The organism is Cytobacillus sp. BC1816 (assembly GCF_051353635.1).
GTDB lineage: Bacteria > Bacillota > Bacilli > Bacillales > Cytobacillaceae > Cytobacillus > Cytobacillus oceanisediminis_C.
The window spans coordinates 3811581-3835173 of sequence record NZ_CP195611.1 but is presented as its reverse complement, the minus strand read 5'-3'; the positions used below and the strand labels follow the sequence as shown (position 1 = coordinate 3835173).

Genomic DNA, 23593 nt, shown 5'->3' with positions numbered 1-23593 from the left:
GCCGCAGGAAGTGGTGTTTTTAGTCTGCGTGCCTTCATTAAACGGTCGCCTTCCGCTTTTCCTATTGCTAGGAAGGTTTCTCTTTGTTAAAATATCTAAGTTAGACCCTTCTATCTTTGAGAAGGGTTTATTTTATAAATGTACAGCTGTTTGGATGGTTTTAACATCAATGTAGTGTTATTGTGGACAGCCATCTGTATGCTTACTCAAGGTAAAGGCATTTCTGGAACATAGATGGGATGTTTAAACAATTTAAATAAAGAATTGAAAGGGTGATGTTCATGGCAAAACCAGTGGTGGCTATTGTCGGGCGTCCTAACGTTGGAAAATCAACGATATTTAACAGAATTGTAGGAGAACGGATATCCATTGTCGAAGATATTCCGGGAGTGACAAGGGACAGGATTTATAGTTCGGCAGAATGGCTGACTCATGATTTTAATATTATTGACACAGGCGGAATTGATATTGGTGACGAGCCATTTTTAGAGCAAATTCGGCTTCAGGCAGAAATTGCGATAGATGAAGCAGATGTCATTATTTTTCTTGTAAACGGGCGAGAGGGTGTTACCTCTGCAGACGAGGAAGTTGCCAAAATTTTATATAAAGCCAAAAAGCCTGTAGTTCTTGGGGTAAATAAAATCGATAACCCTGAGATGCGGGATTTAATTTATGACTTTTATGCACTTGGCTTTGGTGAACCATTTCCTATTTCAGGTTCTCATGGGCTTGGTCTTGGAGACTTGCTTGATGAAGCAGCCAAGCATTTCCCGAAACATGGCCAAGCTGAATATGGAGAAGAGGTCATTAAGTTTTCATTAATTGGACGCCCGAATGTCGGGAAATCCTCTCTTGTAAACGCAATGCTTGGTGAAGAACGGGTCATTGTCAGCAATATCGCAGGCACCACAAGAGATGCTATCGACTCGAAGGTGAAAGTTGACGGACAGGAATATGTCATCATCGATACTGCAGGTATGCGAAAAAAAGGGAAAGTCTATGAAACAACAGAAAAATACAGTGTTCTGAGAGCTTTGCGGGCAATCGAACGTTCTGATGTTGTCTTAGTGGTCATCGATGGGGAAGAAGGAATCATCGAGCAGGACAAGCGCATTGCCGGTTATGCTCATGAAGCAGGCAGAGCTGTTGTTATTGTAGTCAATAAGTGGGATGCAGTTGAAAAAGATGAGAGAACAATGAAGGAATTTGAACAAAATATCCGTGAGCATTTTCAATTCCTTGATTATGCACCAATTGTTTTCCTTTCAGCTAAAACGAAAAAGCGTATTCATACCCTAATCCCAATGATTAACACAGCCAGTGAAAACCATGCTTTACGTGTTGAAACAAGCGTCCTCAATGATGTCGTCATGGATGCTGTTGCGATGAATCCGACACCTACAGATAAAGGAAGACGCCTAAGAATTTATTATACAACACAGGTTGCTGTGAAGCCGCCGACATTTGTTGTGTTTGTTAATGATCCTGAACTTCTTCATTTTTCATATGAACGTTTCCTTGAAAACAGAATCAGAGACGCTTTTGGTTTTGAAGGCACACCTATTAAGATATTTGCAAGGGAAAGAAAATAATGCGATGATGCCAGCCAGAAAGCTTTATTATTGTCTGGCTGGCAGAATTGGATTAATTTTTGATCCATCCCAATACATTAAAAGGCAGTGATCAAATGGAGCGGAAAAAAGAAAGTGTAGCTGTAGCAGGTGCTGGGAGCTGGGGTACTGCCCTGGCGATGGTGCTTGCGGATAATGGGCATGACGTCAGACTGTGGGGCCATAATCCTGATCAGATAGAGGAAATTAATAAGCACCATACTAATCAAAAATATTTATCAGGGGTACATCTGCCTGTAGAAATAAGAGGATATACGTCGCTTGAAGAGGCTTTAAACGGAACTGACACTTTGATTTTGGCAGTACCGACAAAGGCCATTCGTGAAGTAATCGGCAAGATCAAAGGAATTAGAAAAGAGCCTTTAACCATAGTGCATGTAAGTAAAGGCATTGAACCTGATTCACTTCTCCGGATTTCTGAAATGATTGAAGAAGAAATGACTGGGAATCTTCTGGATAGTGTAGTGGTACTCTCTGGACCAAGCCATGCAGAAGAAGTTAGTCTGCGGCATCCAACTACTGTTACGGTATCATCAAAAAATATGGATGCTGCCGAAAAAATTCAGGATTTGTTTATCAATAACAATTTCAGAGTATATACAAACCCGGATATCATTGGAGTGGAAATTGGCGGAGCTTTAAAAAATATTATTGCCCTTGCAGCTGGAATTACAGATGGCTTAGGCTATGGAGACAATGCAAAGGCAGCCCTGATAACCAGAGGTCTTGCTGAAATTGCCCGTCTCGGTATGAAGATGGGGGCAAGCCCGCTTACTTTCTCCGGATTAGCGGGAATCGGTGATTTGATCGTTACATGCACTTCTGTCCATTCACGCAATTGGCGAGCTGGAAATCTTCTTGGAAAGGGACATAATCTGCAGGAAGTCCTTGATAATATGGGCATGGTCGTAGAGGGAGTCAGGACAACAAAGGCAGCACACCAGCTGGCTCAAAAATATGACGTGAAAATGCCGATTACTACTGTCCTGTATGACGTTCTTTTTAATAATGTAAATGCGAAGGATGCTGTTGATCTTCTGATGGCAAGAGGAAAAACACATGAGATGGAAGATCTTGCGAACGTTTTGGAAGATCAAAGCGGGAATAAAAAGAACTGAAATGTTTATTAATTGAAAAATATAGGCATTAGATGATGCGAGACAGCAGGTTCCTGCATACAATGCAACGAAGCAAACTAGTGTAATGAACAGGGTGCTGGGTTATTTAGTCAAATGGCTGAGGTAAAGAATTGCCCCTTCTTTGCCTCAGTTTTTTTGTGTTTAATTTTATTCGTAATGAAAAGCTGTTAGATTTATTCATTTAATATGTTATAATACATTTCGGAAAAGGGAGTTGATTTGTATGTCGCCGGCTTTAATGAAAATGTGGATATCCCTTGCTTCTATGGGATTTATGTTTTTATCTATAATATTAATTTATCTTAGCCGCTACAAGCTGAAAGCTGGGGTTTTTAAGATTATAACAGCCATTGTTGCCTATCTTTTAATGATAATAAGCGGGATTATTATAGTGCTTGTCGTGTTCAGCGGTCCGACAAGCAGCTAGCACTTTTACATAAAGGGTTGATTAAATGAAAAAAGCTTTTAACATATTTTTGCTTTTGTTGAGCGGTGCTTTGATTCTGACGGGCTGTATGTATCCTGAAGAGAAGTTATCTCAAAATCAGATAGCCTATAAGGATCAGCTCCAGTCTGTCCAGTCGGCAGTGGACCAATATCGGGAAGCAAATGGAGGCCTTTTGCCGATCAAAACCAAGGATCAGACAACCCCTATTTATCAAAAGTATCCAATTGATTTTAAGAAAATTGCCCCCAAATTTATGGCAGAGCCGCCTGGGAATGCCTTTGAATCCGGCGGAGTTTTTCAATATGTGATCGTTGATGCGGAAACAGATCCAAAAGTAAAGATTTTTGATTTAAGAATTGCTGAAACCATCAGGGATATTAACCTGAGGGTTAAGGCGCATGGGTTCCCTCCATATAAAGAGCAGATTGCAGAAAATGTCTTTACGATGGATTTCAAAAAATTAGGGTTTAAGGAAGAACCTAAAGCCCTCAGTCCATACAGCGGCAAGACCCTCCCGTATGTTGTTACCGGCAATGCAGAGGTATACGTGGATTATCGGGTTGATTTATATCAGGCATTGGAGAATAAGGAGAATAAGCCTAAACCTGGAGAAGATATTAGAGATCTTCTTGTGGAGGATTCTGACTTTGTTCCCGCCTATTCTCTGCCTTACACAATCGATTCCGCCACGAATGATCCAATCTTTTTGGTGAAATAGTCATAACCCTTCTCCTGCAAAATATATTGTAGGAGAAGGGTTATTTTTTTATATACTTTTATAACCACTCTTCAACTATTGACTATAAGCATAAAGGTGAAGAAATAAAGAAGTAAGGGGAGTTTGAAAATAAAAAAGGAAATTTGGAATGGTAAGCTGTCCATTTCAGACTGTCATTGGTTTGGAGATTTCCAGCTGGCCTGGCAGGTGCAGTGCACATTCCTGTTAGGGGGTAAAAATTTTAAAAAACTGTCATAACAATGTAGGACAACATCATACACATATAATGTCCAAACATAATAGATAGGATAATATTATCCCATTAACTCAAGATTTCAGGAGGGGATCACTTGGAAAAGGTTGATATTTTTAAAGATATTGCCGAAAGAACTGGCGGCGATATATATTTTGGAGTAGTTGGCGCAGTTCGCACCGGCAAATCTACATTTATAAAAAAGTTTATGGAACTGGTTGTACTGCCAAATATGGAGAATGAAGCAGAACGTGCCCGCACACAGGATGAGCTTCCTCAAAGTGCTGCCGGCAAGACAATTATGACAACAGAACCGAAATTTGTCCCTAACCAGGCAGCTACAGTGCATGTTGCAGAAGGGCTGAATGTAAATATCAGGCTTGTGGACTGTGTGGGATATACAGTACCGGGGGCGAAGGGCTATGAAGACGAAAACGGCCCGAGAATGATCAATACACCTTGGTATGAAGAGCCGATTCCTTTTCATGAAGCAGCTGAAATAGGAACAAGAAAGGTAATTCAGGAGCATTCGACTATCGGAGTGGTGATTACAACCGACGGAACAATTGGAGAGATCCCGCGTGCGAATTACCTGGAAGCCGAAGAAAGGGTTATTGAAGAGTTAAAGGAAGTTGGCAAGCCATTTATCATGATCATTAACAGTGTCCAGCCCCATCACCCAAATACGGATGCCCTTAGAAATGATCTGGCTGAAAAATACGATATCCCTGTCCTGGCCATGAGTGTTGAGGGCATGAGGGAATCAGATGTACTAAACGTTATGCGTGAAGCTCTTTATGAGTTCCCGGTACTGGAGGTCAATGTAAATCTTCCGAGCTGGGTAATGGTGCTCCATGAAGATCACTGGCTTCGTGAAAGCTATCAGGAAGCTGTTAAAGAAACGGTTAAGGATATAAAGAGGCTAAGAGATGTAGACCGTGTTGTCCATCAATTCAGCGACTTTGAATTCATTGATCGGGCTGGCCTTGCAGGTATTGAAATGGGGCAGGGTGTAGCCGAAATTGACCTATATGCTCCAGATGATCTTTATGATGAGGTACTTAAAGAGATAGTGGGGGTTGAAATCCGCGGAAAAGACCACTTGCTTGAGCTGATGCAGGAATTTGCTCATGCTAAAGCAGAGTATGACCAAATTTCCGATGCATTGAGAATGGTGAAGCAAACCGGCTACGGCATTGCTGCTCCTTCGCTGGCTGATATGAGCCTCGATGAACCGGAGATTACACGCCATGGTTCCCGCTTTGGTGTAAGGCTAAAAGCCGTTGCCCCATCCATTCATATGATTAAAGTGGATGTAGAATCTGAATTCTCACCTATCATCGGAACAGAAAAGCAAAGTGAAGAGCTAGTCCGCTACCTGATGCAGGATTTTGAAGACGATCCGCTTTCAATCTGGAATTCCGACATCTTTGGACGCAGCCTAAGCTCCATCGTTAGAGAAGGAATTCAGGCCAAACTCTCCCTGATGCCTGAAAATGCAAGATACAAACTGAAAGAAACATTAGAAAGAATCATCAATGAAGGCTCTGGCGGATTAATTGCGATCATTCTTTAATGAAGGCTCCTTTTGGAGTCTTTTTTTCGTTTATCCTAATTTAAAGGAAACGATTGAAATATCCTCTGCTTAATTTGCAATTGATTTGCTATAATAGTGTTTTAAAAAGCGCCGTTAGGGTAATAAAAACAGGTCAACTTATTACAAATATGTTGCAAAGAAGAAAAGATTCCCATTAAATCATGAAATATTCTTGATAACCGCATTTGATTGTGATAATCTTTTAACAGAATTACCGTTATGGCGGCCGAAACCCTTATATTTAAAGGGTTTATAATGATTTTTGGATTGAAAAATTTCAATTTATCATTTATTATAGGGCTTGTTAAACAAAAAAACGCCATAACGTATAGAATTCAGTAATTTTGTTTACAAATGTATGTAAGGAATCTTATTTTACTGGGTTTTATCCATATTTGGGAGGAGGTGAAAGGCATGAACAAAACAGAACTAATTAACGCAGTTGCTGAAGCTGGCGAACTTTCTAAAAAAGACGCGACTAAAGCAGTTGATGCTGTTTTCGATACAATCCTTGATGCTTTGAAAAATGGTGATAAGGTACAACTAATCGGTTTCGGAAACTTTGAAGTTCGCGAGCGTGCGGCCCGTAAAGGACGCAACCCGCAAACTGGCGAAGAAATCGAAATCGCTGCAAGCAAAGTTCCTGCTTTCAAACCAGGTAAAGCGCTTAAAGATGCAGTTAAATAATCTACATACAAGTGCTTAAAGCTTATGCTTGAGCTAAAAACCGCGAATAATCGCGGTTTTTTCTTTTTTATCCGTTCTGAAATCACGCTGCCTACAGGGGAAAGAGCCGTATACTTATATTAGAGAGAGACACGGAAGTTTCAGTTTTGCCTGAATGAAAGGGTTATGCTAATATGAACATATTATTACCATAGTGTTAATACATAGGAGGCATAATTATGGCAGAAGTGAATCGTGCCCAGATAGAAGATGCGGTGCGTTTAATATTAGAAGCAATCGGAGAAGACCCGAATCGTGAAGGCCTTCTTGATACGCCAAAGCGAGTCGCAAAAATGTATGAAGAAGTTTTTATGGGGCTTAACCAGGATCCTAAAGAATACTTTGAAACAGTATTTGGCGAAGATCACGAGGAACTTGTTTTAGTTAAAGATATTCCTTTTTATTCTATGTGTGAACATCATCTTGTACCTTTCTTTGGTGTGGCTCATGTAGCTTACATCCCGAGGGGCGGCAGAGTAACAGGTTTAAGCAAACTCGCCAGAGCAGTAGAGGCAGTTGCCAAGCGTCCTCAGCTTCAGGAACGCATTACATCTACTGTAGCAAATTCCATCCTGGAAAAGCTTGAACCCCATGGTGTAATGGTCGTTGTGGAAGCGGAACATATGTGCATGACAATGCGCGGAGTTAAAAAGCCTGGTTCAAAAACGGTGACATCAGCAGTAAGAGGTGTGTTTGCAGAGGATGCAAGAGCACGGGCTGAAGTGCTTTCGCTTATTAAACAATAAAAATGAGAACTCTGTAATGATGGAGTTCAGGCTATAAATAGGTCAAAGGCTGAAAGATAAAACTTTTAGCCTTTTTTTGTAAGTAATTATCATGAACAATATGAAGCAAAGGATGGTTTAAATGGAAAAGAAAAGTCCATCAGCGAATGATTATATTGTGATAAAAGCCAAAGAAGACGGTGTTAATGTCATAGGGTTAACAAGAGGCTCTGATACAAGATTCCACCATTCAGAAAAACTTGATCAGGGAGAGGTAATGATTGCACAATTTACCGAGCATACGTCTGCGATTAAGATCCGGGGGAATGCAAGAATAATGACAAGCTGCGGGGAACTTGAAAGTGAAGCTAAGAAATGACCTTCCCTTTGAGCAGAAGGATAGGATATTTTCACAAGAGAATGTCCTGACATGTTCCTGTAATTTATGATATAATTGTCTCTGCTTGATTATTTCTCTTGAATACAAGATACCGGGAAAAGGCTTTTTTTTGCCCGTTTTACTTTAATAGTAACCAATGAATTGGCTAAAATAATAAGATGTGTAAGGCAATATGTGCCCGTTCTCTTTGTCGCAGTATTTACATGGAGAAAGCGCAGCTGTGGAAATAGAAAACTAAGGGGAAACAAGGGTGATGGCATGCATGATGTGAAGATTAAATTAGCAGATGTAAAAGAACAGATTGAGAAAAAAGTTAACCACCCTTATCTGCTCAGGTATATTGATTCTCCTGTTATTGATGAAGACAAGCTTCTGCTTCTGATCTCTTTCCTGGATGATGTGGAAATACCTGACACAAAAGCAGAAAAATATGCAGTAACTGCAATGCTTATCCAAATCGCCCTTGATACCCATGAACTTGTTAAGAACGATGAATCTGAAGACAAAGGTCTTAAGCATAGACAGCTCACTGTCCTTGCAGGTGTTTATTACAGCGGTTTATATTACAAGATTCTTGCAGCTTTTGATGATATCAAAATGATCAGGGCCTTCGCAGATGGGATTAAAGATGTAAATGAGCATAAAATATCGCTATATCAGAAGTCACCTGATGCAGTTGACAGCCTGATGAATTCAGTCAAAAAAATTGAGGCGTCCCTTTTTGAAAAACTGGCTGATGCATTCAGCAAGGCAGCTTGGAAAGAGGTAATATCCAATCTTTTATTCATCAAGCGATTGATAGCAGAGAAGCAGGAGTTCATGAAGGAAGGCACCTCAGTTGTTTTTGAAGCCCTGAAAAAGCTGACTTTCCCAAAAGTGAAAGACATGTCTGAGGAGCAGCGGAGATATCTGATTCTCATTTGTGACAGATATATTGATTTTTCAAGGAATATAGTTGATCAATCCATGAGGAAATTCCCTCTTGCAAATGAATTATTAGAGCAGCGCATTCACTGCATTTTTAATAAAAGTCAGTCTGTGGCTAAAACTTTTGTGGAAGAAGGATAAAATATGCAGCAATCAAAAGAAGAACGCGTTCATAGCGTATTTGAAAAGATTTATGGCAGCTACGATAAAATGAATTCAGTTATCAGCTTTCAGCAGCATTTAAGATGGCGCAAAGATACAATGAAAAAGATGAATGTTCAAAAGGGTTCAAAGGCGCTTGATGTTTGCTGCGGTACTGCCGATTGGTCCATTGCGCTTGCTGAAGCCGTGGGTGAAAGCGGTAAAGTAGTAGGTTTGGATTTCAGTAAAAATATGCTGAAAATCGGTGAGGAAAAAATTAAGGATCGGAAACTGACGCAAGTGGAGCTTGTGCATGGAAATGCAATGGAGCTTCCGTTTGCGGATAATTCCTTCGATTATGTTACAATCGGTTTCGGTCTTCGCAATGTTCCGGATTATCTGCAGGTATTGAAGGAAATGCACCGTGTTGCAAAGCCTGGCGGTATAGCAGTGTGTCTTGAGACTTCTCAGCCAACGCTGTTCGGATATAAGCAGGCTTATTATTTCTACTTCCGTTTTATCATGCCTATGGTTGGCAAGCTTTTTGCCAAAAGTTTTAATGAATATTCCTGGCTGCAGGAATCAGCCAGAGACTTTCCTGGGATGAAAGAACTTGCGGGAATGTTCGAGGAAGCAGGCTTTAAGAACGTCACATTCAAGCCTTATAGCGGCGGTGTGGCTGCAGTACACATTGGAACGAAATAAAAATAATAACTTGTTCTGTATGTTTCTCATTGAACGATAGAGAAGAGATCAGACGGGATCGATAAGCTGGGTGAGTAAGCAAATGAAATTGAAAATGATGTATTCATTTTTAAATTCAGATTTAACTGTTATAGAGAACGAGCTTGAGGAGACGATTAAAGCTGAGTCTCCTCTATTGCATCAGGCTTCCCTGCATCTGCTGCAGGCCGGGGGGAAGAGAATCCGGCCAGTTTTTGTTTTGCTTGCTGCAAAGTTCGGAGACTACGATATTGATAAAATTAAAAACGTAGCGGTATCACTGGAGCTTATCCATATGGCGTCGCTTGTCCATGATGATGTTATTGATGATGCAGAACTGCGCCGGGGACAGCCTACTATTAAAGCAAAGTGGGATAATAAGATTGCCATGTATACAGGTGATTATATTTTCGCGCGCGCTTTGGAATTAATAACCAATGTAGAAAATCCGCATGCTCACAAAATTCTTTCTCATACCCTTGTGGAACTATGCATAGGAGAAATTGAGCAAATTAAAGATAAGTATAACTATGATCAGAATATAAGAACATATTTCCGGAGAATTAAAAGGAAAACAGCCATGCTTATTGCGGTGAGCTGTCAGCTTGGCGGCATTGCAGCTAATGTAGAGGAAGATATACATAAAAAACTCTTTAAATTCGGCTATTTTGTGGGAATGTCCTATCAAATTATTGACGATGTCCTGGATTTTGTCGGTACAGAAAAAGAACTTGGCAAGCCGGCAGGAGGAGATCTCCATCAGGGTAACATTACGCTCCCTGCTTTATTTGCAATGGAGGACAGCATCATCTGCGACCAAATCAGCAGAGTCCACGAAGGTTCTGAACGAAGTGATATAGAGAAGATAATTGCCTTGGTCAAAGAATCCGGTGCAATTGAAAAATCTCTGCAAATTAGTGATAAATATCTGCAGAAAGCCTTGGGGGTTCTCGAAGAGATGCCTCCTTCCAGGTCAAAGAAAGCTTTGCGGGATATTGCAAAATTTATAGGCAAAAGAAAATTTTAATCCGCCATTAATTGCCAGCACTTTTACAGGTGCCGGCAATTTTGTTTATGAAGAAATTTTTTAGTAAAAGCGCTTACAGATTTCTGTTGCTAAATTTTCAAAACAATGTTAATATTTTCGTGGATTAACATAAATCACTATACATAAAGTTTTAGGAGTGGAATCAATGGAAAGAACATTTTTAATGGTTAAACCAGACGGAGTACAGCGCAATCTAATCGGGGAAATCGTTTCCCGTTTCGAAAAGAAAGGCTTTCAGCTTGTTGGCGGCAAGCTGATGAGCATCAGCAAGGAACTTGCAGAAGAGCATTATGGAGAGCATAAAGAGCGTCCATTCTTCGGAGAACTTGTTGATTTTATTACGTCCGGACCAGTATTCGCGATGGTTTGGGAAGGTGAAAATGTTATCGCTACAGCTCGTCAGATGATGGGTTCAACAAATCCTAAAGATGCTGCTCCTGGAACAATCAGAGGAGATTTCGGCATTACAGTTGGAAAAAATGTAATCCATGGATCAGATTCACCTGCAAGTGCAGAACGTGAGATCGGCCTGTTCTTCAAAGAGGAAGAAAAAGTGGAATACAATAAACTAATGAATGAATGGATTAACTAATATTCAAAAAAGTACTTGTCCCTGACAAGTGCTTTTTTTGTAACCGAATTCATTTTTACAGCCGGGCGGGCATAGATAGAAGACAAAAAGCTCACCAATTATTATCAGAGGGGAAAAGGAATGGCTAACGACTATCAGGATTTTATACTAAATATTAAAAGAAAAACAGGAATCGATCTTTCTCTGTACAAAGAAGCACAAATGAAAAGAAGGCTCATATCGTTGTATGAGAAAAAAGGCTTTAATTCATTTGGTGATTTTTTTAATGGCATAGTCAAGGATAGGGAACTTCTGAATGATTTTTTGGACAGGATGACGATAAATGTTTCCGAATTTTACCGTAACGCGCAGAGATGGGAGGTGCTCGAAAAAAAAATCCTGCCGCGGTTATTAGAGCAGAACAGGAATCTGAAAATCTGGAGCGCAGCATGCTCCACTGGTGAAGAGCCCTATACAATTGCCATGATATTATCAAAAATGCTGCCGCTATCCCAAATAAAGATTACTGCAACAGATATTGATGAAAATGCCCTTGCGAGGGCCAGGATGGGAGTATACCCTGAGCGTTCGCTTAATGAGGTCCCTGAAACGATGAGACAGAAGTTCTTTGGCCGTGAAGGAAGTTTCTATAAAATATCCGGGGATATAAAAAGGACGGTAAACTTTAAAAAGCAAAATCTCCTTGCAGACGATTTTGGCGGGCCGTTCGATTTAATTGTATGCAGGAACGTTCTCATTTATTTTACAGAGGAAGCAAAGGATCAGCTATATCATAAATTCAGCAGCGCATTAAGAAAAGATGGCATATTCTTTGTTGGGAGTACTGAACAGATTTTTAACTCTAGCCGCTATCACTTGGAATCTGCTGAAACCTTTTTCTATAGAAAAGAATAAAAATAGCTGCAGAATAGGGGATGATTTTCTGACATCCTCTTTTCTTTTGTTATTCTCCGTTTTGTAGTAAATATCTATTCGTGTTAAAATGGCTCCATTCATAAGAAGAAATAAAATATTATAGGAATTTTCAATTTTATCTATTCTTATATTTATCATTATGTTATATTGATACATAATCCTTTAATGAGTTGAAGGGGGAAAGAGTTTTGAGATATCTTACATCTGGTGAATCTCACGGACCGCAGCTGACCACTATAATTGAAGGGCTGCCTGCAGGAATGCCGCTGATTGATTCAGATATAAATGAAGAGCTTGCCAGACGCCAGAAAGGCTATGGCAGAGGCAGAAGGATGCAAATTGAAAAGGATACTGTTCAAATAACCGCGGGGATCAGGCATGGATATACATTAGGATCGCCGGTGGCACTTGTTGTTGAGAATAATGATTGGAAGCATTGGACAAAGATTATGGGCCAGGACCCTCTTAGTCCTGAGGATGAGGGTGAAGTGAAGAGAAAAATATCCCGTCCCCGTCCAGGCCATGCTGACTTAAATGGAGCACTTAAATATGGGCACAGGGATATGAGGAATGTGTTGGAGCGATCTTCAGCCAGGGAAACCACAGTGAGGGTGGCAGCCGGTGCAGCTGCCAAAAAACTGCTCTCTGAATTGGGGATTGAAGTTGCAGCCCATGTTATTGAAATTGGCGGGGTTGTTTCAGGGAAAAGAGATTATTCTTCACTAAAAGAGTTAAAGGAAGTCACAGAAGAATCACCTGTTCGCTGTCTTGATCAGGATGCCGGCCAAAAAATGATGGATGCCATTGATTCCGCGAAAGAAAATGGCGATTCCATTGGCGGAGTAGTGGAGGTTATTGTTGAAGGTATGCCTCCGGGAGTAGGAAGTTATGTACACTATGACCGCAAGCTCGATTCAAAGCTTGCGGGGGCAATGGTGAGCATTAATGCGTTTAAAGGTGTTGAGTTTGGCATTGGCTTTGAAGCTGCAAGGAAGCCTGGAAGTGAAGTTCATGATGAAATCACATGGGATCCTGATAAAGGCTATTATCGGAAAACGAACCGGCTTGGCGGCTTGGAAGGGGGCATGACAACGGGTATGCCTATTGTCGTCAGAGGAGTAATGAAACCAATTCCTACCCTCTATAAGCCCCTTCAAAGTGTCGATATTGAAACAAAGGAACCCTTCTCAGCAAGCATAGAGCGTTCTGACAGCTGTGCAGTGCCTGCAGCTGCAGTCGTTGCAGAAAATGTAATTGCCTGGGAACTGGCTTCAGCCATTGTGGATCAATTTTATTCTGACCGGTTTGAAGCATTAAAAGCTTCGGTTGAACAGCAAAGAAAATTTGCGAGGGAGTTTTAATGAATAGTATTTCAATCAAAACCCCCGGGAGGACCTATCCAGTTTATATAGGATCAGGAGCAATTGAGGGATTGGGATCATATATTAAAGATACTTTTCCGGTCATGACCAATATAATGATAATCACAGATGAAACGGTCCGGGCCATACATCTGCCTGCGCTGGAAGCAGCACTTAAGGGGATAGATGCAAAAGTCTGCACAGTGCCAAGCGGGGAGAAAGCCAAGACATTTGAAGTTTACTATCAATGCTTGTCATTTGCTTTGGAACATAAGCTTGATCGAAAATCTCTTATTCTGGCGTTTGGCGGGGGAGCGGTTGGAGATTTGGGAGGTTTTGTAGCGGCCACATTTATGAGGGGGATACCTTTCATTCAGATTCCTACTACCATATTGGCGCATGATAGCGCCGTTGGGGGGAAAGTGGCCATCAACCATCCTTCAGGAAAAAATATGGTGGGATCTTTTTATCAGCCTCAAGCTGTATTTTATGACTTGAATTTTCTTGAGTCCCTTCCTCCAAAAGAGGTGCGCTCAGGATTTGCAGAAGTAATAAAGCATAGCTTGATACATGATATGAGCTTTTATTTGAGTCTTAAAGACAACATCCGCTCGCTTGATGGGCTTCCTTCTGATGAATTAAGCGGGATGCTTACAAAGGGGATAGAAATCAAAGGCATGATCGTTGCTGAGGACGAAAAGGAAGCTGGTGTTCGTGCATTCTTGAATTTGGGCCATACATTGGGTCATGCAATCGAAGCAGAAAAAGGCTATGGAGTATGGACACATGGAGAATCTGTTGCAGTAGGGATGCTATTCGCACTCCATTTAAGTAAAAAATTGCTTGATCTGCGATTTGATGTTAATGAATTCCGGTGCTGGCTTGATCAGCTTGGCTACAAAACGGATCTCCCGGAAGATTTATCACATTCAAAACTGCTGGAACGGATGAAGCAGGATAAAAAATCAGAAGGCCAGAATGTCCGCTTTGTTCTTTTAAAAGAAGTGGGCAAGCCCGTTATACACCAGGTTTCTGATGATTTTATTCTGCAGGAGCTCGAAATATTTTTAAAATAAGCAAGGAACACTTTATTACCAAGAGATAAAAAGGCTGGTGAATCAGCTTTGGGAGGTGCTGCAAGTGATTCGAGGGGTGAGGGGAGCCGTCACCGTAGATAAGAATCGTGAATCTGAGATATTAGAGGCAACTGAGCTGCTGATCAGACAAATGATTTTGGAGAATAAGATTAATTCTGAGGATGTTGCTTCTGTATTCATATCCGTTACGGAAGAATTAACAGCAGCCTTTCCCGCAAAGGCAATGCGTTCAATAGAGGGCTGGACTTATGTTCCTGTCATGTGCATGAGGGAAATACCTGTTGAAGGGTCACTTCGTAATTGTATTAGGGTAATGATGCATGTGAATATAGATGTCCCTCAGCAGAATATCTGCCATATTTATTTGCGTGAAGCCATCCAGCTCCGGCCAGATCTAAAGACCACAGACTCTCCTTAATGGAGAGTTTTGTGATAATATAGGAGCAGATCAAATAATACTTTAATACGATAATAAGTAAAAGTGATGACAAAGAGGTGGATTTTAATGAAATGGAAGGAACAGCTGTTGAATTTAACTCCTTACCAGCCGGGAAAGTCAATTGATCAAGTAAAAAAGGAATACGGTCTGGATAAAATAGTTAAGCTTGCTTCAAATGAAAATCCGTTTGGGTGCTCTGAAAAAGTTCTTTTTACTATGAATCAGTCACCATCATTTTTTGCGCTGTATCCCGATGGCTATGCTTCTGAACTGCGGACGGCTCTGGCTGGACACCTAAGTATACAGGAAGATCAGCTGATTTTTGGCAACGGCTCGGATGAAATTATTCAAATGATATCCAGAGCTTTATTAAGTCCAGAAACAAATACTGTTATGGCTGCGCCAACATTCCCTCAATATAGGCATAATGCTGTAGTAGAAGGGGCAGAGATCAGGGAAATTCCATTAGTTGATGGGGGACATGATCTTGATGGAATGCTGGCTGCTATTGATGAAAATACAGCTGTAGTATGGGTTTGCAGTCCAAACAATCCGACAGGCAACTATGTTAATGAATCTTCATTGCTTTCCTTCCTGCAAAAGGTGCCTCGTGATGTATTGATTGTCCTTGATGAAGCTTATTATGAATATGTTATTGCTGAGGATTACTACAATGCATTGGATTTGATCCGGAAATTCGAAAATTTGATTGTCCTACGGACATTTTCGAAAATTTATGGCTTAGCAAGCCTTCGGGTAGGCTATGGAATTGCAAACCCTCAAACTATCAAAGCTCTTGAGCCGGTTAGGGAGCCATTCAATGTAAACAAGTTTGCTCAGGCTGCAGCTGCTGCAGCCATAGAGGATCAGAACTTTATCGAAGAGTGCAGACAGAAAAATCGGAAAGGTCTGGAACAATTCTATGCTTTCTGTGAAGCACATGGACTGGAATACTATCCTTCACAGGGAAATTTCATTTTAATCAACTTTAATGCCGATTCAAATGAAGTGTTTCAATTTTTGCTTGAAAAAGGGTATATCGTCCGTTCCGGCAAAGCACTTGGCTTCCAGGGGTATGTCCGTGTCACAGTAGGTTCCAAGGAACAGAATGATGGAGTGCTTGCCGCCATGGATCAATACCTTGCAAAGCAGGCTGCAGCATTGTAGGCAATATGGGTTCTTAGTATTAATACTTTTTGATATCCATTCAGAGGCATATAGATGCCTCTGAATTATTTTTAATAAGGCGGTGAGAGGATGAGAGGGAAAATCTTTATTATCGGTCTTGGTTTGATCGGCGGTTCTTTGGCATTATCGATAAAAAGAAGCCATAGTGAAAGCATGGTCATCGGCTTTGATGTAAATAAAGAGCAGGGACGCCTTGCTGAAATGCTTGGGGTCGCAGATGGAGTTTCTGCTACAATTGAGGATGGGGCAAGGGACGCCGATTTAATTTTAATAGCTGCACCTGTGCAGGAAACACAAAAAATTATACATATATTAAAAGAGTGTGAATTAAAAAGCACGGTTATCATCTCGGATGCAGGAAGCACTAAAAAGGAAATTGTCAGCTGCGCTAAGGTACTGAAGGAAAAAGGAATTACGTTTATCGGAGGACACCCGATGGCTGGCTCTCATAAGAGCGGTGTTACTGCAGCAAAAGAATTGCTTTTTGAAAATGCCTTTTATCTGCTCACTCCCGAAGAGCACATTTCCCCGGCAGAGGTTGAAAGCTTAAAAGAATGGCTCAGAGGGACGAAAGCAAAATTTCTAACCTTATCGCCTGAAGAACATGATTATATAACTGGTGTTGTGAGTCATTTCCCGCACTTGGTGGCTGCTTCTCTGGTGCATCAGGCAGAAAAAACAAGCCGTTCACAAAAGCTGATTCCAAGACTGGCAGCTGGCGGATTCAGGGATATTACCAGGATTGCCTCGAGCAGCCCTGCAATGTGGAGAGATATCCTGCTTCAGAATAAAGAAGTGCTTCTTAAGTTAATGGAGGATTGGCAGGAGGAAATGGAGAATGTTAAATCAATCCTCAGGCAAGAAAACAGCGAGGGCATTTTTGAGTATTTTTTCCGTGCGAAATTGTTCAGGGATGAACTGCCCCAAAAAGAAAAAGGCGCAATCCCGGCATTTTATGATCTCTTCGTGGATGTGCCGGATTACCCTGGTGTCATTTCAGAAATCACTGGATATTTAGCCAAGGAAGAAATCAGCATTACGAATATCAGAATTCTGGAAACAAGAGAAGAAATTAATGGAGTTCTGGTTATCAGCTTTCAAACTGAAGAGGACCGGGAACGGGCCATTAATTGCTTAGAACGATATACAAGCTATGAAACAACCATCGGTCTATAGTCAGGAGGAAAGACCTTTATAAACCAGCAAAGGATGATTAATATGATTCCGGCAAATTTGAAGACGAATCTTAAAGGATTAAGCGGAGAAATTGCGGTACCAGGTGATAAATCCATATCTCATCGATCTGTAATGTTTGGATCAATTGCAAAGGGAAAGACTGTTGTAACCAATTTTCTGCTTGGTGAGGACTGCTTAAGTACGATAGCCTGCTTTCGAAAGCTGGGAGTATCTATTGAACAGGAAGGCAATAAAGTTACAATTATGGGGCAGGGGATGGATGGATTACAGGAACCCGAAGATATTCTGGATGTTGGCAATTCCGGTACCACCATACGCCTTATGATGGGGATCCTGGCTGGCCGTCCATTCCATTCAGTCCTTGTCGGGGATGAATCAATTGCAAAAAGGCCAATGACAAGAGTTACCGCACCGCTTAGTTTATTTGGAGCGAAGATTAATGGCAGGAGGAATGGAGAATTTACCCCTTTATCAGTAATTGGCGGACCATTGGCCGGGGCAGCGTATGAGCTTCCCGTAGCGAGCGCACAGGTAAAATCATCGCTGCTCTTTGCCGGCCTGCAGGCCAGTGGGGAAACAGTCATTATTGAACCTATGAAGACGCGTGATCATACCGAAAGAATGATTAAGCAATTTGGCGGGGAAGTTATGTCAGATGGGCATACGATTCGGATTAAAGGTGGACAAACGCTAACAGGGACGGAAATTCATGTACCAGGCGATATATCTTCTGCTGCCTTCTTCCTGGCTGCAGGAGCCATTGTACCTAACAGTGAGATTAAGTTGAAAAACGTTGGGCTCAATCCTACAAGAACCGGAATCATTGAAGTATTGCAGCAGATGGGTGCAAATATTAGCATTGAGCCATATGAAAATGGCTCAGCCGAGCCCGCGGGAGATATTACGATTAGAACATCCGCCCTTAAAGGAACCGTTATCGAAGGGGCGCTCATTCCCCGGCTTATCGATGAAATTCCGATTATAGCCCTGCTCGCAACACAGGCAGAGGGAGAAACAGTAATCAAGGATGCAGAAGAACTTAAAGTCAAGGAAACGAATCGCATTGATACCGTTGTCAAGGAACTGTCAAAGCTTGGAGCCGATATTACGGCTACGGAGGATGGAATGGTAATCAAAGGGAGGTCATCCCTTTCAGGAGGTACTGTTTCAAGCCATGGGGACCATCGAATCGGCATGATGCTTGCAGTTGCCGCTGCCATCTCAAAGGAGGAAGTTCAGCTTCATCAGAAAGAAGCTATTTCTGTATCCTATCCGTCGTTTTTTGAGCATTTTGAAAGCCTGATTTCAGAGTCGTAAGAATAGCACAAGCGCCTTGCCTGCGAAGGAACGCAGACTAAGAACACCGCGTCCTGTGGCAACGTCTGCATGACTCCCATCCTGGGGGCCTCACCTCGGGGAGGTAGGCTGCATGCGTCAGGCAGTTATCTAACTTTAAAAGTTGTACATTTAAAAAAAGAGCTGTTTTCCTGCAGCTCTTTTTCTATTCAATCAGTCATATTTGTGTGAAAAATTCATAGCTTGTCATAAGACCGTTTTAGAGGGTGGTTTTATGACTTATATTATTGAGAATGCAAATATTTTAAAGGAAGACAAGCTGAAAAAAACATCACTGCTGATCAAGAATAATGAGATTTCACTGATGCAGGCAGAAATGAAAAGGTTTCAATATGCCAGAATGGATGCTGATGCATTTATTATGGCTGCAGGATTTGTGGTTCTGGATACATCTATACCGCTGGGAAAGCCTTTTTTTGAACTTAAAAAGTATTATATAAGGGAGTTCCTATTAAAAGGCTGTACAGCCTTCCTGACAGCCGCACCTGTAAAACATGAATATTCCATGAAGAGTGACCTGAAATGCTTTAAGGCAAGTTTGTTAAGCAGCCCAATCGATTATATTATTGGTGTTAAGATTCCTGTCCGCCTCCTCACACCTTCTTTTATAAGAAGATGCAAGAGGGAAAGGGTTCCTGTTGTCTTTGTTGAAATTCAGGATGCAATGGAGCTTGAAGCTGTACCTTGGGGATGGCTGCGGGAAGCCATGTTTCCTTATAATTGCCCGCTTGCCCCTATCTTTGCAAGCAGGAATGAAAAGGAGAAAAGCAGAATTAATACATTGTGGAAAAAATTGATGCAGGAGCAGAAAATCCCTTCCATGCCAAATGAGCTGATCGAACACGAACCGCTATCCCGGTCAGTCCTATCCAAAGCAGGAATTTACCCATTAAAAGGAAATATCCATCAGGGTGGTGAAATCAGCTATAATTTATATGAAAAACCTGGTGAAGGTCTTACCGTTGAAGAATCACAGCTGTTTCATTATCATAGAGATAAACTTGCTGTCTCTGTACTGAGAGGGAAAGTGATACGTGCCGGGCAAGAAGTGGTTTTTCGTTCAGGGTCCGGCGAACATGTTAAAATCAGTACACCAGCTTACTTTAAAATAGCCGATTAGCATTCGAAAGGAATTTAGTATGGATAAAGTAAATAAAATCATTACTCTTTTAGAAAACGGTCATCACGAAGAAGCATTAGAGAGCTATCAGCTAATACTGCTGGATGGTTCACATGAAGAAAGATTCCTGCTGGCAGAAGAACTGTTCCAGTATGGGTTCCTTGAGGAATCAAAAGCATTATATGAACGTCTTCTGGAAGCATATCCGGAAGAAGGGGAACTGCTCGTTCTGTTAGCTGAAACACATATTGATCTGGGAAATGAAGAGGAAGCCATCCTCGTCCTTGAAAGAATAAATGAGCATGATCCAAGCTTTCCGCAGTCACTTCTCCTATTAGCAGACCTTTATCAAATGGATGGTCTATTTGAGGTCAGCGAACAAAAGCTGCTGAAAGCAAAAGAAATATTGCCTGATGAAGTAATTGTAGATTTTGCTTTGGGAGAACTTTATGCAGAGCAGGGAAGATTCCTGGAAGCAAAACGGATTTATGAAAATGTTCTCGGGAAAGAGGAAGTCATTGCGGGGATAAATGTAAATCAGAGAATGGCGGATGTTCTCAGCGCAGGAGGAGCATTTGAAGAAGCTCTTCCATATTATGAAAAAGCCCTTGATGATAAACTAGAGATTAATACCCTTTTCAGCTATGCTTTTACAGCGCTGCAAGCGGGCTTTAACCGTACAGCAATTGATAAGTTGACAGAACTGAAGGAATTGGACCCCGAGTATCATTCATTGTATTTATATCTTGCCCAGGCATACGAGAGGGAGGAAGAGGCAGGAAAAGGACTTGAAGCGGTAAAGGAAGGCATAAAACAGGACGAATTTAACAAAGAACTGTTCTTCTATGGCGGTAAGCTTGCCCTGAAAAATGGCAATGAGAAAGAGGCTGAAGATATGTTTAGACAGGCTCTTGCACTTGATCCCGAATATGTACAGGCTGCCATTTATATAAATAGACTGCTTCTCCAGCAGGAAAGATATGAAGATGTACTCGAGATCACTGATATTTTGAACGAGCTTGAAGAGCCGCAGCTTATATGGGATTCAGCTGTCGCATTTCAGCATACTGAAGAATATTCAGAGGCATTAAACAAATACCAGCTTGCATATACTTTCTTTAAACAGCAGCCTGATTTTCTTTCAGATTACGGATATTTTTTAGCAGAGGAAGGAAAAAGGGAAGAGGCTGCCGAAATTTTTAATACATTAATCAAACTGGAGCCAGGCAATGAAGAGTACCTCGATGTTCTGGAAAGACTCACTGATGATTTTCTTGCTTAAATAAGGAAGCCGTTTTTAATAAGCATATGGTGCCCTTATTGTAATTTCAGTTAGGCCAAATTTGTCTGTAAGCAGAGGAGGGAATCAAAAATGGCGACCCCTGTATCTGTCAACGAGAAGAAAGATTTTATCCGCTGGTTTTTAAACCATTATCAGCTCAAAAGAAGAGAATGCGTATGGATTCTCAATTATTTAATGAGCCATGACCAGCTTATGGAGAAAGTGCATTTTGTGGAGCAGGCTCAGTATTGTCCAAGAGGCCTGATCATGTCCGCCCACTGTGTGGATGAAGTTCCTTTCCGTTTTTATAAAGAGAATGTAATGACCACAGATGCGGAGAAGTCCTTCCATGATATCCGATTAAACAGGGATGAAGAGATTTACATTCAGCTTAATTTCCATGCTTCCAACAAGGCCCATCAGTATGCAGCTGTCATGGAGGAAAATCCGTTTATGCCTAAAACACTTCAGATTAATGAGAAGGACCGGCTGATCGCGGAAAGGTTCCTGACAGAAAGCCTGGAGAAGTTCAGAAGAGAAAAACTGCTTGAGCTGATTGATGAGGCACTGGATAAGCAGGATAAAAAAGCTTTCAACATATTGACTCAGCAGCTGAATAAATTAGAAACAACCTAAGCCTTGCTTTTATAAAAGCAGGGCTCTTATTTTGTCTGCGCCCTTATAGCTTAATCTGATTTGAAGCACTCTAATCATTAATGATATATTAAGGAGGCAAATATATGTAATGGAGTGAATGATATGAAATGGGTATCACAGGATATCGAAATGTTCCTTAAAGAAAAGCAATATGTAGACACTGCAGTTCTGCCGCTCCTTCCAGTATCATTTGGCGATGACATCAAACAGTCTGTAGCAATGACTGAATTTATATCGCTTCTAAGTGTCCAGCTTGAACGGCAATTCAGAGGCCGTCTGATCATGCTTCCTGGATTTGCCTATCTGAGATCAGCAGGGGAAGACAGTCTGCTCAGCGGCTTGGGCAAATGGGAAACAGAATTGAAGGCACAGGGATTTAAGCACATATTCCTTCTAACTTCAGATAGCATGTGGAAATCCCTTGAAGACCGCTTGGAAGGAGGTTTGATTTGGCTGCCATCCCTGCCTCTTGAGCATATGGATGAAAACTATCGAAATTCCATTCTGGATGACCAGGTGAAGCAGCTGTTGAATTTATTCGTGCAAAAGTGGCAAAATGGTGAATAGTGTGAATGTTGAGTCTCCCTATTTACATGTTTCGCCAAAGGATTATATTGACCTTACATAAAGATTGATATATCATTGTTATGTCCTAGTTTTATATTGTGTTGAATTTTGTCCGTTGGACTTAACTTCATAATAGAGGGGGGAAAAGTATGAGCAAAAATCGAGTTTCTAGACGTCAATTCCTAAACTATACACTTACTGGTGTAGGCGGTTTCATGGCAGCTGGCATGCTGATGCCGATGGTTCGTTTTGCGGTCGATCCTGTATTGCAGGCAGCTGGTGAGAGTGATTTTATCCCAACAAAGCAAAAAGTGGCTGAAGTTACTGAAACGCCAACTAGGGTTGATTACACATTTGAACAGCAGGATGCTTGGTACACATCCGAAGTTACCGGCACTGCTTGGGTTTATAAGGATGAAAAAGGTGAAATTGTAGCGTTGTCTCCAGTATGTAAGCATTTAGGGTGCGTAGTTGACTGGAATACTGACAAATCAAACCCTGATCATTTCTATTGTCCTTGTCATGGCGGCCTTTATACAAAGGATGGGACAAACGTTCCAGGTACACCGCCTGCTGCACCATTGGATGTGTATCCTTACACTGAAAAAGACGGCTTTTTGTATTTAGGTAAAGCTGAACCGCGAAAGGAGGCGTAATAATTGTTAAACAAAATTTATGATTGGGTAGATGAGCGTTTAGATATTACGCCAATCTGGCGGGATATTGCTGACCATGAAGTGCCTGAGCATGTAAACCCTGCGCATCATTTTTCTGCGTTTGTTTACTGTTTTGGCGGTTTGACGTTCTTCGTTACAGTAATTCAAATTTTATCCGGTATGTTCCTGACAATGTACTACGTTCCGGATATTAAAAATGCATGGGAATCTGTGTATTATCTTCAAAACCACGTAGCATTCGGACAGATTGTCCGCGGAATGCACCACTGGGGAGCAAGTTTGGTAATCGTAATGATGTTCCTACATACGTTACGTGTTTTCTTCCAGGGAGCTTATAAGAAGCCACGTGAACTTAACTGGATTGTCGGAGTGCTTATTTTCTTCATCATGCTAGCACTTGGACTAACAGGTTACTTATTGCCATGGGATATGAAAGCCCTATTTGCAACTAAAGTTACAATGCAGATTATTGAATCTACACCGTTAATTGGCGATTATTTGAAAATACTGATTGCCGGTTCTTCTGATATTGTTGGTGCCCAAACCATTGCCCGATTCTTTGCAATCCATGTTTTCTTCTTGCCGGCTGCACTATTCGGATTAATGGCTGCTCACTTTATTATGATTCGTAAACAGGGTATTTCAGGACCGTTGTAAGAAATAATTTTT

At 41.3% G+C, this 23593-nt stretch carries 25 protein-coding genes; all 25 read left to right on the top strand.

The features are described from left to right. Positions 1 to 281 precede the first annotated feature (281 nt). The 25 genes from der to qcrB all read left to right on the top strand — a co-directional run bounded on the left by der (position 282) and on the right by qcrB (position 23581). Positions 282 to 1592 carry a ribosome biogenesis GTPase Der gene (gene der / locus ACR42H_RS19495; protein ID WP_113884523.1) on the top strand — a complete coding sequence of 437 codons (1311 nt, stop codon included), beginning with the start codon at positions 282 to 284 and terminating at the stop codon, positions 1590 to 1592. A 95-nt stretch (positions 1593 to 1687) separates the two neighbouring features. Next, the gene (locus tag ACR42H_RS19490; protein ID WP_436377019.1) at positions 1688 to 2749 is read left to right on the top strand and encodes an NAD(P)H-dependent glycerol-3-phosphate dehydrogenase; all 1062 of its coding nucleotides are present in this window, start codon (positions 1688 to 1690) and stop codon (positions 2747 to 2749) included. Positions 2750 to 2993: 244 nt separating this feature from the next. Continuing rightward, positions 2994 to 3197, top strand: coding sequence for a DUF2768 domain-containing protein (locus ACR42H_RS19485; RefSeq protein ID WP_113884525.1), 204 nt, complete (start codon positions 2994 to 2996; stop codon positions 3195 to 3197). Positions 3198 to 3222: 25 nt separating this feature from the next. Further along, on the top strand, positions 3223 to 3936 hold the full coding sequence (locus tag ACR42H_RS19480; RefSeq protein WP_436372695.1) for a hypothetical protein: 714 nt from the start codon (positions 3223 to 3225) through the stop codon (positions 3934 to 3936). Positions 3937 to 4286: 350 nt separating this feature from the next. Further along, positions 4287 to 5765 (top strand): stage IV sporulation protein A, encoded by a 1479-nt coding sequence (gene spoIVA, locus ACR42H_RS19475; RefSeq protein ID WP_113884527.1) that lies wholly within the window; start codon positions 4287 to 4289, stop codon positions 5763 to 5765. A 435-nt stretch (positions 5766 to 6200) separates the two neighbouring features. Then, complete coding sequence (gene hbs, locus ACR42H_RS19470; protein WP_009332755.1) at positions 6201 to 6473, top strand: non-specific DNA-binding protein Hbs; 273 nt, start codon at positions 6201 to 6203, stop codon at positions 6471 to 6473. A gap of 218 nt (positions 6474 to 6691) precedes the next feature. Then, positions 6692 to 7258 carry a GTP cyclohydrolase I FolE gene (gene folE / locus ACR42H_RS19465; protein ID WP_009332754.1) on the top strand — a complete coding sequence of 189 codons (567 nt, stop codon included), beginning with the start codon at positions 6692 to 6694 and terminating at the stop codon, positions 7256 to 7258. 121 nt (positions 7259 to 7379) lie between these two features. Next, positions 7380 to 7616, top strand: coding sequence for a trp RNA-binding attenuation protein MtrB (gene mtrB / locus ACR42H_RS19460; RefSeq protein WP_113884547.1), 237 nt, complete (start codon positions 7380 to 7382; stop codon positions 7614 to 7616). A gap of 279 nt (positions 7617 to 7895) precedes the next feature. Beyond that, positions 7896 to 8705 carry a heptaprenyl diphosphate synthase component 1 gene (locus ACR42H_RS19455; RefSeq protein ID WP_436372689.1) on the top strand — a complete coding sequence of 270 codons (810 nt, stop codon included), beginning with the start codon at positions 7896 to 7898 and terminating at the stop codon, positions 8703 to 8705. 3 nt (positions 8706 to 8708) lie between these two features. Further along, positions 8709 to 9410, top strand: coding sequence for a demethylmenaquinone methyltransferase (menG, locus tag ACR42H_RS19450; RefSeq protein ID WP_436372687.1), 702 nt, complete (start codon positions 8709 to 8711; stop codon positions 9408 to 9410). A gap of 82 nt (positions 9411 to 9492) precedes the next feature. Next, a complete protein-coding gene (hepT, locus tag ACR42H_RS19445; RefSeq protein ID WP_113884550.1) occupies positions 9493 to 10455 on the top strand; it encodes a heptaprenyl diphosphate synthase component II in 963 nt (320 codons plus the stop codon). Between the two features lie 166 nt (positions 10456 to 10621). Then, positions 10622 to 11068, top strand: a complete 447-nt coding sequence (ndk, locus tag ACR42H_RS19440; protein WP_113884551.1) for a nucleoside-diphosphate kinase — start codon at positions 10622 to 10624, stop codon at positions 11066 to 11068. A 120-nt stretch (positions 11069 to 11188) separates the two neighbouring features. Then, a complete protein-coding gene (locus ACR42H_RS19435) occupies positions 11189 to 11962 on the top strand; it encodes a CheR family methyltransferase (protein ID WP_436372683.1) in 774 nt (257 codons plus the stop codon). Between the two features lie 209 nt (positions 11963 to 12171). Continuing rightward, positions 12172 to 13344 (top strand): chorismate synthase, encoded by a 1173-nt coding sequence (gene aroC / locus ACR42H_RS19430; protein WP_113884553.1) that lies wholly within the window; start codon positions 12172 to 12174, stop codon positions 13342 to 13344. Beyond that, the gene (gene aroB / locus ACR42H_RS19425; protein WP_436372681.1) at positions 13344 to 14420 is read left to right on the top strand and encodes a 3-dehydroquinate synthase; all 1077 of its coding nucleotides are present in this window, start codon (positions 13344 to 13346) and stop codon (positions 14418 to 14420) included. Before aroC ends, aroB begins: the two co-directional genes overlap by 1 nt. 64 nt (positions 14421 to 14484) lie before the next feature. Next, entirely contained in the window at positions 14485 to 14859 is a 375-nt protein-coding gene (gene aroH / locus ACR42H_RS19420) for a chorismate mutase (protein WP_436372679.1), read from the top strand. A gap of 87 nt (positions 14860 to 14946) precedes the next feature. Continuing rightward, entirely contained in the window at positions 14947 to 16047 is a 1101-nt protein-coding gene (gene hisC / locus ACR42H_RS19415; protein ID WP_113884556.1) for a histidinol-phosphate transaminase, read from the top strand. Positions 16048 to 16137: 90 nt separating this feature from the next. Beyond that, positions 16138 to 17244 (top strand): prephenate dehydrogenase, encoded by a 1107-nt coding sequence (locus tag ACR42H_RS19410; protein WP_436372675.1) that lies wholly within the window; start codon positions 16138 to 16140, stop codon positions 17242 to 17244. A gap of 42 nt (positions 17245 to 17286) precedes the next feature. Beyond that, entirely contained in the window at positions 17287 to 18582 is a 1296-nt protein-coding gene (gene aroA / locus ACR42H_RS19405) for a 3-phosphoshikimate 1-carboxyvinyltransferase (protein ID WP_436377017.1), read from the top strand. Between the two features lie 253 nt (positions 18583 to 18835). Continuing rightward, positions 18836 to 19741 (top strand): hypothetical protein, encoded by a 906-nt coding sequence (locus ACR42H_RS19400; protein WP_113884558.1) that lies wholly within the window; start codon positions 18836 to 18838, stop codon positions 19739 to 19741. 19 nt (positions 19742 to 19760) lie between these two features. After that, complete coding sequence (locus tag ACR42H_RS19395; RefSeq protein ID WP_113884559.1) at positions 19761 to 21023, top strand: tetratricopeptide repeat protein; 1263 nt, start codon at positions 19761 to 19763, stop codon at positions 21021 to 21023. A 90-nt stretch (positions 21024 to 21113) separates the two neighbouring features. Continuing rightward, on the top strand, positions 21114 to 21659 hold the full coding sequence (locus ACR42H_RS19390; protein WP_009332739.1) for a ReoY family proteolytic degradation factor: 546 nt from the start codon (positions 21114 to 21116) through the stop codon (positions 21657 to 21659). 123 nt (positions 21660 to 21782) lie between these two features. Continuing rightward, complete coding sequence (locus ACR42H_RS19385; RefSeq protein ID WP_113884560.1) at positions 21783 to 22247, top strand: YpiF family protein; 465 nt, start codon at positions 21783 to 21785, stop codon at positions 22245 to 22247. Positions 22248 to 22396: 149 nt separating this feature from the next. Beyond that, positions 22397 to 22903, top strand: coding sequence for a ubiquinol-cytochrome c reductase iron-sulfur subunit (locus ACR42H_RS19380; protein WP_113884561.1), 507 nt, complete (start codon positions 22397 to 22399; stop codon positions 22901 to 22903). Positions 22904 to 22906: 3 nt separating this feature from the next. Continuing rightward, on the top strand, positions 22907 to 23581 hold the full coding sequence (qcrB, locus tag ACR42H_RS19375; RefSeq protein WP_113884562.1) for a menaquinol-cytochrome c reductase cytochrome b subunit: 675 nt from the start codon (positions 22907 to 22909) through the stop codon (positions 23579 to 23581). Positions 23582 to 23593: the final 12 nt, after the last annotated feature.

What these genes read in the sequence shown, in the direction of transcription:
- aroB (WP_436372681.1), top strand. Translation starts at nt 13,344, where the DNA reads ATGAATAGTATTTCAATCAAAACCCCCGGGAGGACCTATCCAGTTTAT.
- ACR42H_RS19490 (WP_436377019.1), top strand. Translation starts at nt 1,688, where the DNA reads ATGGAGCGGAAAAAAGAAAGTGTAGCTGTAGCAGGTGCTGGGAGCTGG.
- hepT (WP_113884550.1), top strand. Translation starts at nt 9,493, where the DNA reads ATGAAATTGAAAATGATGTATTCATTTTTAAATTCAGATTTAACTGTT.
- der (WP_113884523.1), top strand. Translation starts at nt 282, where the DNA reads ATGGCAAAACCAGTGGTGGCTATTGTCGGGCGTCCTAACGTTGGAAAA.
- hbs (WP_009332755.1), top strand. Translation starts at nt 6,201, where the DNA reads ATGAACAAAACAGAACTAATTAACGCAGTTGCTGAAGCTGGCGAACTT.
- menG (WP_436372687.1), top strand. Translation starts at nt 8,709, where the DNA reads ATGCAGCAATCAAAAGAAGAACGCGTTCATAGCGTATTTGAAAAGATT.
- ACR42H_RS19390 (WP_009332739.1), top strand. Translation starts at nt 21,114, where the DNA reads ATGGCGACCCCTGTATCTGTCAACGAGAAGAAAGATTTTATCCGCTGG.
- ACR42H_RS19385 (WP_113884560.1), top strand. Translation starts at nt 21,783, where the DNA reads ATGAAATGGGTATCACAGGATATCGAAATGTTCCTTAAAGAAAAGCAA.
- ACR42H_RS19455 (WP_436372689.1), top strand. Translation starts at nt 7,896, where the DNA reads ATGCATGATGTGAAGATTAAATTAGCAGATGTAAAAGAACAGATTGAG.
- mtrB (WP_113884547.1), top strand. Translation starts at nt 7,380, where the DNA reads ATGGAAAAGAAAAGTCCATCAGCGAATGATTATATTGTGATAAAAGCC.
- ndk (WP_113884551.1), top strand. Translation starts at nt 10,622, where the DNA reads ATGGAAAGAACATTTTTAATGGTTAAACCAGACGGAGTACAGCGCAAT.
- ACR42H_RS19395 (WP_113884559.1), top strand. Translation starts at nt 19,761, where the DNA reads ATGGATAAAGTAAATAAAATCATTACTCTTTTAGAAAACGGTCATCAC.
- aroA (WP_436377017.1), top strand. Translation starts at nt 17,287, where the DNA reads ATGATTCCGGCAAATTTGAAGACGAATCTTAAAGGATTAAGCGGAGAA.
- ACR42H_RS19480 (WP_436372695.1), top strand. Translation starts at nt 3,223, where the DNA reads ATGAAAAAAGCTTTTAACATATTTTTGCTTTTGTTGAGCGGTGCTTTG.
- ACR42H_RS19435 (WP_436372683.1), top strand. Translation starts at nt 11,189, where the DNA reads ATGGCTAACGACTATCAGGATTTTATACTAAATATTAAAAGAAAAACA.
- ACR42H_RS19410 (WP_436372675.1), top strand. Translation starts at nt 16,138, where the DNA reads ATGAGAGGGAAAATCTTTATTATCGGTCTTGGTTTGATCGGCGGTTCT.
- ACR42H_RS19400 (WP_113884558.1), top strand. Translation starts at nt 18,836, where the DNA reads ATGACTTATATTATTGAGAATGCAAATATTTTAAAGGAAGACAAGCTG.
- folE (WP_009332754.1), top strand. Translation starts at nt 6,692, where the DNA reads ATGGCAGAAGTGAATCGTGCCCAGATAGAAGATGCGGTGCGTTTAATA.
- ACR42H_RS19380 (WP_113884561.1), top strand. Translation starts at nt 22,397, where the DNA reads ATGAGCAAAAATCGAGTTTCTAGACGTCAATTCCTAAACTATACACTT.
- hisC (WP_113884556.1), top strand. Translation starts at nt 14,947, where the DNA reads ATGAAATGGAAGGAACAGCTGTTGAATTTAACTCCTTACCAGCCGGGA.
- ACR42H_RS19485 (WP_113884525.1), top strand. Translation starts at nt 2,994, where the DNA reads ATGTCGCCGGCTTTAATGAAAATGTGGATATCCCTTGCTTCTATGGGA.